This window comes from Streptomyces albospinus (assembly GCF_014648695.1).
GTDB lineage: Bacteria > Actinomycetota > Actinomycetes > Streptomycetales > Streptomycetaceae > Streptomyces > Streptomyces albospinus.
On the sequence record NZ_BMRP01000050.1, the window covers coordinates 35,225 to 45,071 of the forward strand.

At 68.4% G+C, this 9,847-nt stretch carries 4 protein-coding genes and 1 pseudogene; all 5 read left to right on the forward strand.

Annotated elements, in window-relative coordinates; translation table 11 throughout:
- Positions 1-141: 141 nt before the first annotated feature.
- A complete protein-coding gene (locus tag IEZ17_RS35780) occupies positions 142-1,098 on the forward strand; it encodes an alcohol dehydrogenase catalytic domain-containing protein (RefSeq protein ID WP_189307632.1) in 957 nt (318 codons plus the stop codon).
- A gap of 1,182 nt (positions 1,099-2,280) precedes the next feature.
- A complete protein-coding gene (locus IEZ17_RS35785) occupies positions 2,281-3,360 on the forward strand; it encodes an ALF repeat-containing protein (RefSeq protein ID WP_189307634.1) in 1,080 nt (359 codons plus the stop codon).
- Between the two features lie 294 nt (positions 3,361-3,654).
- Positions 3,655-3,822: pseudogene (locus IEZ17_RS45065) on the forward strand (IS5/IS1182 family transposase); the annotation flags it as partial.
- A gap of 716 nt (positions 3,823-4,538) precedes the next feature.
- Positions 4,539-4,757, forward strand: coding sequence for an MbtH family protein (locus IEZ17_RS35790; RefSeq protein WP_189307636.1), 219 nt, complete (start codon positions 4,539-4,541; stop codon positions 4,755-4,757).
- A gap of 371 nt (positions 4,758-5,128) precedes the next feature.
- The coding region (locus IEZ17_RS35795; protein ID WP_229852970.1) for a non-ribosomal peptide synthetase at positions 5,129-9,847 on the forward strand (4,719 nt) is incomplete at its 3' end.

Below are 9,847 nucleotides of genomic sequence, written 5' to 3' on the forward strand. Positions count from 1 at the left end.
ACCTGGGGCCTCGGCGCCCCATGGGCCGTGGATGATGTGGGCGACCCACAGCCGCGATCCCGGTATTGAAGGCCACATGGGAACAGCTCGGAGGAGGCATGCCCCGGCCATCGCGTCGGAGCGGGAGAGTAGTTTCGTGACATGCGAGCAGTGGTGATCGACGGCAGGGGCGCGTTCCGTCTTGAGCAGCGCGCTGATCCGGTGGCCGGGCCCGGCCTGGTGGCGCTGCGGGTCCACGCCGCAGGGCTCAACGCGGCTGACCTTCAGCAGGCCCGGGGTGACTACCCGGCGCCACCGGGCTGGCCGGCCGATATCCCCGGGCTGGAAATCGCCGGTGAGGTCGAGCAGGTCGGTGCGGGGGTCACGGGAGTGAGCGTCGGTGACCGGGTCATGGCCCTCGTGGGTGGCGGAGGCCACGCCGAGAGGATCGTCGTGCCCGCTGACGTGCTGCTTCCGATACCTGCGGGGTTGCCCTGGCGGGAAGCAGCAGGTTTCCCGGAGGCGTTCAGCACCGCCTGGGACGCACTGGTCGTCCAAGCCGGGGTTCGCGCAGGGGATCGGGTTCTGGTCACCGGAGCGGCGGGCGGCGTCGGTACGGCCATGGTGCAGGTGGCCGCCGTTTCCGGCGCCCGTGTCGTGGCAAGTGTGCGCCGGACCGAACTGCACGAGCGGGTCAAGGAACTTGCACCCGTCGGTAGCAGCGTAGAGGTGGTGGTCCCTGGTCAGGAGGGCGGACGGGCGCCGTATGACGTCGTCGTCGAACTGGTCGGCGGGGAGGACTGCTTGCGGCGGGTTGAACTGTTGCGTGCTCGCGGGAGGATCCTCGTTGTGGGGGTCCAGGGCGGGTCGGTGGCCCCATTGCGCATGTTCGACCTGATGCTCGCGCGCGCCCAGCTGATCGGCACCACCATTCGAGGCCGCTCCCACTCGGAGAAAGCGCTCCTCGCCGCCACGGTACGCACATGCGTCGTCCCGCTGCTGGCCGAGGGCCGGCTGCGGGTACCTGTCGACGCAGCATTCCAGCTGGACCGTTACTCCGACGCCTACGCTCGGCTGGCCGGTCCGGGGAAGTTCGGCAAGGTCGTCATGCTGCCCTGATGGCACTACGCGGGTTCAGTCCACAGCGGAGCCGAATCCGGCCGAGCACATGCACAGCACGGGCGAAGGTGCTTGAGGCGAAGCCGGCTGGGACGTGTCCGGCGAATGGACACGGCGTTTCGCGGAGCCAGAGGACGAGGGTGGCGAGGAGGAGTCCGGGGAGGTATCGGTCGGTGTCGGAAGCTCACTTCCACCGAAGGTCCGGCACCTCGATCCAGTGCGATCAAGCGCCCGCAGAACATCGATGGCTGTTACCGGTGTTGCCCGCCCCCGATCGTGCAGGTGCACGTGGACGGGAGGGCCCGATGGCGGTGCGGGTGACGCTCTGCACTGATCCTGCTGGAGGCAACGGCATGGCATGGGGAGGCCGGCCGTGGTCGACGACGGCGCCTCCGGACGCTGCGGCGCTGAGCACGGACGCAGGCCAGCGGTTCCGGAGTGCCACCCAGCCCCTTCATGGCGGTTGAGCCGTACAGGCTGCGCAGCACCTATCCGTTGCTGTCCCAGACTGCTTGCGCGGACATCGCACAGGTGGAATTCCTGAGTGTGGGGTCGCAGGCTGCTGCCGGAGAGCTCGCCGCGGACACGAATGTGACGGCGTATCCCCGGCAGACCGCCTGTGACGTGGCTGTCCGCCGTTACCCCGAGATCGCCAAAGAGGCAGATACGTCCTGCTGTCCCGTCTCACCGGATGCGATTCGCGATTCGGGCTGTGACCTGCGGCGACCGATCGTTGGAGACCTGCTGCGAGTCGGAATCTCATCCGATGTGGTTCGGCGGCGGTGAATGCCGGCCGTCGTCTCAGCTGATCTGGCCCGGTCCGGGTGTGCTCAATTCCTACAGATCTGGGCAGCGAGCCGGGGTGGGCGGGGCGCCCACCGCCGACCTCTGGAAGGTCACGGCGAGTGCCGTCACCTGACGAGGAGTCACCTGGTCACACGCAACGTCACAGTCCATACCGACGGCCGGTCTTCTGCCCGGTTCTGCGCCAGGGTGCCCGCTCTTGGCGGCTTGGCCCCCTGGTTGGCGCCGCGTGCAGGGCGAGTTGAGGCGGCGCCCGGCCGTACATCGATCGCGATGCATGCCCACCGGGGGCAACCGTTGATGTCAAGGGGGCCCTGACTGGGGAGTTTCGCACTCATCTATGCTTTACGAGATGTTTACTACTTGTTTCATGGGAAAGTGGGGGTACGCGTGAAGCTGTCCCGTATTTCATCCGCTGTCGCGGCTGCCGCGATCGCGCCTGCCGTCCTGTTCGCCTCTCCGGCTGTTGCCGCCGATGCCACCACGTCGGCGGCCAACTCGGCCCCTGATACCGCACCGGATGCGAAGCCGGACACGCAGGGGAACTCGAAGGCCGACGAGGACAACCGCGTGGCCATCCTCAGGATCATCCACAAGTCCAGGCCCGGCAGCAGCGTTTACGATGCCGCGCAGGCGGCCATGAACGGCTCCCCAGAGGACCGCGTGCGCTTCCTGAAGGAAGGCTACGAACTGGCCCAGTTCGCGGACGACAGGCTGCGCACCGTCCAGATTTCGAGCACCGCCGGCAAGGGGCTGCGGAAGGCGGCCCTGGAAGCGCTGAGGAAGGGCACCCACGAAGCTCTTCGCCAGTTCCTGGAGGTCGGCCAGTACGCGGCGCGCGACGAGGACAACCGCGTCGAAATCTCGCGCATCCTCCACACCGCCAAGCGCGGAAGCGTGCTCTACGAGTCCATACAAAAGGCCCTGGACGGCAGCCCCGAGGACCGCACCCGCTTCCTCGAAGTGGGCCAGTCCGAGGCCCGCGAGACCGACGACCGCATCCTCGTCACCCGCATCTCCGGGGGCGGTGGCCGCCATCTCAAGGAAGCCGCCAGGAAGGCGCTGCTGAGCGACAGGGCCGAGGACATCCGCCACTTCCTCGACGTCGGCCAGTACGAGGCCCGCAAGCTGGACGATGCCGAGGCCGCCAAGGCCAACGGCGGCAAGGACCAGGAGAACGCCGAGGAAGGCCAGGAGTCCAAGGACGTCAAGGCCACCAGCGGCGAGAGGCAGACGCAGGGCGGCGCCGAGGACGTCAAGGGTGCCATGGAGTCCAACGGCACCACCGGCGCCAAGCCCGCCGTAGCCACCTCCAGCACCGCTTCCTCGGGCGCCCAGCTGGCCGCTACCGGTGCCGGCTCGGCCGCCCCTTGGGCCATCAGCGGCGCCGCTGGCGCTGTCGCCGCCGGCGCTGGCCTGATCCTGGCCTCCCGCCGGCGCGTCTCCCGCGAGGACTGACACCGAACGCCGGCAACCAAGAATGACGAGACTGGGGCGGCTGCTCGCACACGGACAGCCGCCCCGGCCTCCGCCCGGCTGGTCGCCTTGAGGGGAACGACTGTTGACACTGCTCGGCGGACGGGTCGGCGCAGCTCTCAGGGCCGATCGTTGGGACACGCGACGTCCGACGGCGGATCACTGCCGTGGCCCCGAAGCGTGTTGCAGAAGGCTGAGCTCGGGCGGGGCAGGGGGGCGTGCGTGTGTTGGTTCCTGCGCGGCCAGGGCGGGGTTGTGCGCGTGGGGTACTGCCTGGACTGGCTGAAGACTATGGACGGCGCCCTGGTACCGGGCCGGGGCCGCCCGGTCGGCCCCTCCTCACGCGACTGCCGTTTCTCGGCGAACGTGCAGGTCATCATCGATGTCGACACCCGTCTTGTGGTCGACGCAGCCCGGCCGGTCCCCGGCATCACGGCTGATGCGAAGACGCGGCTGGGCTCCGTCCTGGCCGAGGAATTCACAAGATGCCCAACGCAGCCGTCCGGCCCTACCGGCTGCGCGACGGACGGTTCGAGGCCGACGGCGGCGCTGAGCCGGACTGCGTTGTGCGACCTGTTCGGGAGAGAGCTGGAGGCTCACGCGAGCTCAACCGGGCGAAGAGCCTCGGTGATGCCACAAGGACCTCGCAGCAATAGCGTTCTCATCCGTGGTTCCACAAGGGCGCATTGAGGGCGCATTGAGGTTCATTTCGCGGGATGGGGTCGTGACACAGCTTCGATGCGCCCTGGCTCGCAATCCGTGTCGAGCGCGGCCAGGGAGTGTGTCGGTAAGTGCAGAATCGGCCAGGGTGCGACTGGATTTCGCCAACCGCGGGGCGTCGTACGCGTGTCAAAGGCGAAGCCTCGGTGTTTCTTTCTCATGAATCGGCAGGTCGGTGATGCCGGGCGGAAAGGGCGAGTGGTCGGCCGCCTACGGGGATGCGGGCCGGTGCTTCCGCCGTGGAGTGCGATGGTGCGGACGGGTCGGTTCGCCGAACTGGTCGGGTGTGAAGGTTTTGTGGTGTACCGTACTCACGCTCGACCGATTTCCCTGCGGAATATCGGTCAATGCCGTAGCGCGTAGGTGGGGGCGGGATACGGTGCGATCCCGATCACCTCCCGGTATGCCGGTCAGCAGGAGGGAAGGAGTAGGGGGAAGCTATGGCCAACGTTTTTGACGATGAGTTTGCCCGATTCATCGTTCTGGTCAATGAGGAGCGTCAGTACTCGCTCTGGCCCGCCACCACAGAGGTGCCGGGTGGATGGCAGGTCGCGCGGCCCGAGGGGTCGCGCCAGGAGTGCCTGGAATTCATCGAGTCCACCTGGACGGACATGCGACCGGCCAGTCTGGTCGCGGCGATGGAGGCTCAGGGCTCTTAGCCCACGGCCGTGACCAGGGCAAGTATGGCTGAGGCGCGCCCCGTTGAGGGCGCGCCCGCCGGTGGTGCCGCGTGGTCGCCGGCCGTTCTCTCCGCCATCGCCCGTGCCGGGCGGTGAAGCGCATGTACATTAACTCTTCTGTTTCGGTTCTCGCCGATAACGTCGTTCGCGATGCGTGGAATGGATCTCCGGGCATCGCGGGCACGGCGATCGATATTAATTCTTCGGGCCGTTGCCCCACTGTTCAGGGTGTCGCCTGACTCCGGTGATCCGGGATTCTTTCCCGTGCCCTGAAGGGGCGACCAAAACGCACCCCCTGAAAGGGCGGAAGCACTATGCAGAAAAACCACGCTCGCCTCCTCCCGTTGACGATGTCTCAGCAGGGCGTGTGGTACGGGCAGCAGTTGGATCCGCAGAGTCCGAAGTACAACATCGGTGAATGCATAGAAATCCAGGGCCCCTTGGACGAGGCCCTGTTCGTGGCGTCGCTCGAAAAGGTCAGCAGTGGCTGCGACAGCCTCAATACCGAGTTCGTGGAGCAGGGTGACGGTATCCACCAACGAGTGGTGCGGACGTCGCCGGGACGTCCACGTGTCATCGACCTCTCCGCCGAGGCGGACCCGGCCGCCGCCGCGGAGCACTTCATGGCCGCCGACATGGCCACCGCCGGCACTCCGGTCGCGCCGCACCATGCCTTCGTCCTGCTCACGCTGGGCCCCGACCGCCACTACTGGTATATCCGCTATCACCACATCGTGATGGACGGCCTGGGGGGCTCCGTTCTCGCACGCAAAGTGGCCGACACGTATGCCGCCGCGATGCGCGGCGAAGAGGCGCCGGAATTATTCGCTCCGCTCAGTGCTCTCGTCGACGACGAGATGGCGTATCGGCAGTCTCCTGATTTCGAACGTGACCGGGCATATTGGACCGAGAAATTCGCTGACTTCGCCCGGTCCGGCCGAGACACCGGAAACGCGCTTCTCGCTACCGATCGCCGAGCGGGCGATGACGCTTCCATACCGCGACGCGTTCCTTCGCGACCGGGAAACGGCAGCGAGGAGCATTCGGTGCGCGGCAACCACCTGCACCGGGGTGAGACTCTCGACCCGCAAGTGATGGACGGCCTGCGCGGGCTGGCCGCCGCGACCAGAACCACGTGGGCCGTCGTCTTCGTGAGCGCGCTCGCCGCGTACCTCAGCCGTGTCACCGGTACCGGCGACGTGACGATCGGGCTCGCCTCGAACGGCCGCCCCGGCCGTCTGCGTGCGATCCCGGGCATGACGGCGAACATTCTCCCGCTGAGAGTTCAGATCACTCCGGGCATGACCGTCGAAGCACTGGTGCGGGCCGTCGCCGCCGAGATGCGGCTGGCGCTGCGTCACCGTCGCTACTCCAGGGAGCAACTCGCGCGCGACCTCAGGATCACGGGTGACGCGGCGCGGCTGTGCGATGTGGTCGTGAACGTCATGCCCTACGAGTACGACCTCGACTTCGCCGGAAGCGCGGGTGTCTCAAGGCTGCTGTCCACCGGCCCGGTCGACGACGTCTCCCTCTTCATTTCCGAGCGCTCGGAGGGGAAGGGGCCGCTGATCGGCTTCGACGTGAACCCGGAGCTGTACCGTCCCGAGGACGTCCGGCCGCACCAGCAGGGCATCACCACGCTGGTCGCCGAACTCTCCCGGGCGGACGCGACGTCTCCTCTCTCCCGCCTCGCGATGCTCGACGAGCAGACTGCCGGCCAGGTGCTTGCGGCAGGGCGCGGCGCCCACCTCGAACGACGAGACCGCGAGCCGGCCCGGTGCGCATCGCTACCCGGGTTGTTCGCGGCGCGGGTGGCGGCGGACCGGTGTGCGGTTGCGGTGTCGGGTGGGGGAGTGGTGCTGACGTATGGGGAGTTGGAGGAGTTTTCCGGTGCTCTGGCGTCGTGTTTGGTGGGCTGTGGTGTAGCGGCCGAGGACGGCGTGGGTGTGCTGCTGGGGCGTTCTGCCGCTGTGGTGACGGCGTCGTTGGCGGCGGTTCGGGCGGGCGGTGCGTATGTGCCGCTGGACATCCGCTGGCCGGCCGAGAGGTTGCGGCAGACCGCTCACGGCGCCGGCCTGCGCGTGCTGATCGTCGGCGAGGAGCTGGCCGGCCATGCGTGGGCCGAGGAAGTGCGCGCGTCCCTGCCGGTCGTGGTGGTCGATGCCGTGGGTCGTGTGGTCGATGCTGCGCCTGCGCAGGCCGCTTCTCTGCCTTCGGTCGCGGGTGGTGGGCAACTGGCGTATGTGATGTTCACGTCCGGTTCGACGGGTGTGCCCAAGGGCGTTGGGGTCTCGCATGCGGATGTGGCGGCGCTGGCCGCCGACAGCGCCTGGACCGACGGAGTCGCCGATGCGGTTCTCCTGCACTCGGCCTATGTCTTCGACGCCTCCACTTTCGAGATCTGGGTGCCCCTCCTCAACGGTGGACGGGTGGTCATTGCTCCGGAGGGCACCCTTGAGCCCCACGTCCTGCACGACATCGTCACCACCGAGAACGTCACCGCCCTGTTCCTGACCACCGCCCTGTTCAACGTCATCGCCGAAGTCGACCCGCAGGCCCTCACCGGGGTCCGTGCGGTCTGCACCGGCGGCGAACGCGCCGCGCCCCGTGCCATGCAGCACCTCGCACGCGAACTGCCGGGCACCCGCGTACACCACGTCTACGGCCCGACGGAGACGACCACCTTCGCCACCCGCTACCACGTCACCCCCGACACACCGACGGGACCGCCGCCCATCGGCTACCCCTTGGACGGTATGCGGGCCTACGTCCTCGACTCCGCCCTGGGGCTCGTACCACCCGGGGTCGCAGGTGAGCTGTACCTGGCGGGCCACGGCGTCGCACGCGGCTACACGGGCCGTCCGGGGCTGACCGCCACACGCTTCGTCGCCGACCCCTTCGATCCGTCGGGCGGGCGGATGTACCGCACCGGCGACCTCGTCCGGTGGGACGCGGACGGCCGGCTCGTCTACCTCTCCCGCGCCGACGACCAGGTCAAACTCCGCGGCCACCGCATCGAGCCCGGCGAAATCGAAGGTGTCCTCGCCGGGCTGCCCTCGGTGGTGTCCGCCTGCGTCGTCGTACGCGAGGACCTGCCCGGCGACCGGCAATTGGTGGGCTATGTGGTCCCGGCGGACGACTGCCCCGTGGACGAGAGTGCACTGTCCGCGTCGGTGGCCCGGGCACTTCCCCCTTATATGGTCCCGTCGGTCTTCGTGGCTCTCGCGACGCTGCCGCTGACGCCGAACGGGAAGGTCGACCGCCGCGCCCTGCCCGCGCCCCGGGTGCCGGAACGCACTGCCGGGCGCGGCCCGCGCACCGTCCGTGAGGAACTCCTGCTCGCCTTGTTCACCGACGTCCTCGGCACCGACGGCATCGGCGTACACGACGACTTCTTCGCCCTCGGTGGGCATTCGCTCCTGGCGACCCGCCTGGTCAGCCGCGCGCGCTCGGCACTCGACGCCGAACTGGACGTGCGCACGCTCTTCCAGCACCCGACCGTCAGCGAACTCGCCACCGCGCTGGACACGGCCGACCGGGCGCGGGCCGCCCTCGTACGCGAGGAGCGTCCGCGAGACCTCCCGTTGTCCTTCGCGCAGCAGCGCCTGTGGTTCCTCAATCGGCTCGAAGGGCCCGGCGCCACGTACAACATCCCGCTCGTGCTGCGGCTCGACGGCCCCCTGGAACTTGATGCGCTGCGCGCCGGGCTCGCCGATGTCGTCGAGCGCCACGAGACCCTGCGCACCGTCTTCGTCGAGGAAGGCGGAGCACCGCGCCAGCATGTGTACGACGCGGCGGAAGCAGCCGGCCTGGTGCCGCTGCGCTTCGAGGAGGCGCCGGGCGGCGGAGATCCGGCCGCGGTCGAGCAGTGGGCCGCCGAAATGGTTCTGTCCGCGGCGACCGAAGCCTTCGACGTCGTATCGGAAGACCCCGCGATACGGGTGCGGTTGCTGCGGTTGGGTGCCGAGGCGCATGTACTGGTGCTGGTGGTGCATCACATTGCTGCGGATGGCTGGTCGTTGGCGCCCTTGGCCAGAGATCTGGGCGCGGCCTATCGGTCGCGTGCTGTGGGCAGGGCTCCTGACTGGTCGCCGTTGCCGGTGCAGTACGCCGACTACACCCTGTGGCAGCGGCGCATGCTGGGCGAGGAGTCCGACGCCGAGAGTCTGACGGCACGGCAGCTGGACTTCTGGCGCCGAGCACTGGCCGGCGCGCCCGAAACGCTGGCACTTCCGCTGGACCGGCCCCGGCCTGCTGTTTCGCAGCACCGTGGTGACGCTGCTCCCTTCCTCGTCTCGGCGGAGGTGCACCGGGGGCTTGTCGAGTTGGCGCGGTCGTGCGGGTGCACGTTGTTCATGGTGGTGCAGGCGGCGGTGTCGGTGTTGTTGTCCCGGCATGGTGCCGGTGACGATGTCCCGCTCGGCACGGCGGTGGCCGGCCGGAGCGATGAGGCCCTGGATGATCTGGTCGGGTTCTTCGTCAACACCCTCGTGCTGCGCACCGATGTGTCGGGGGATCCCACCTTCCGTGAACTGCTCCACCGTGTGAGGGAGTTCGACCTCGCCGCCTACGCCCATGGGGACGTGCCGTTCGACCGCGTCGTGGAGGCGTTGAATCCGGCACGCTCGCAGAGCCATCATCCGCTCTTCCAGGTCATGCTGGTCCTCCAGAACCAGGCCGCCGCCGACCTGGACCTGCCGGGTGTCACGGTGACCGGTCAGCCCGTTCACACGGGTGTCAGTAAATTCGACCTCACCTTCTCGCTCACCGAAACCCACGACGAGGCCGGCCGGCCCGCCGGAGTGGACGGGTACCTGGAGTACTCCACCGAGCTGTTCGAGGCCGGTACCGCGCGGGCGCTGGCCGATCGGCTGTCGCGGCTGCTGGCAGCAGTGATCGCCGAGTCCGACCAACCGGTGCACGACATCGAGCTGTTGGACGCGCACGAACGCGCCGTCGTGCGCCAACAGGGGCAAGGCGACGTCCGTCAGGTGCCGGCATCGACGATGACGGAGCTCTTCAGCGCGCAGGTGGCACGCACTCCGGATGCGGTGGCGGTCCGTGACGGT